The organism is Sulfitobacter sp. HI0129, assembly GCF_001635395.1.
Classification (GTDB): Bacteria; Pseudomonadota; Alphaproteobacteria; order Rhodobacterales; family Rhodobacteraceae; genus Sulfitobacter.
The window spans coordinates 1-503 of the sequence record NZ_LWGH01000910.1; the positions used below are offsets into that span (position 1 = coordinate 1).

At 65.4% G+C, this 503-nt stretch carries 1 protein-coding gene and 1 pseudogene; one reads left to right on the plus strand and one right to left on the minus strand.

What is annotated here, in order from left to right; translation table 11 throughout:
* Positions 1 to 222, plus strand: a pseudogene (locus tag A3764_RS20870) (aquaporin family protein); the annotation flags it as partial.
* Positions 223 to 231: 9 nt separating this feature from the next.
* Here the strand turns inward: A3764_RS20870 and A3764_RS20875 are convergent.
* On the minus strand, positions 232 to 503 hold a 272-nt coding region (locus A3764_RS20875; protein WP_150122357.1), incomplete at its 5' end, for a cupin domain-containing protein.

A 503-nucleotide genomic window follows, 5' to 3' on the forward strand; every position in this document is an offset into this window, starting at 1 on the left:
GCGGTCCCGACGCTGGTGGCGCTCTATATCACCGGGGCCTATTGGTTCACCGCCTCCACCAGTTTCGCCAATCCGGCGGTGACGGTGGCGCGCGGCTTTTCGGATACTTTTGCCGGGATCACCCCGGCGCATATTCCGGCCTTCGTGCTGGCGCAGCTTTTGGCCGTGGGCATCGCGCATTTCGGGCTGCGCGCGCTTTTCGGGGATCAATCGTGCGCCTGAACAGGCCCTTCAGGTAAGGCTGGTGACCCAGAGGATCGTCGCGTCGTCGGCGCTGACGGAGATGACGTTGTGCCCCATGGTGGCGTCGTAATAGGCGCTGTCGCCCCGCCGCAGCTCCGCCGGTTCGTAGAACTCGGTATAAAGCCGCACGACGCCCGTCAGCACATAGAGGAACTCCTCCCCGTCGTGGCGCACCCAGCCGTCGAACTCGTCCATCGTGCGGGCCCGTACCCGGGCGCGGTAGGGTAGCATCCGCTTGTTCAGCAGCGCATCCCCCAGCA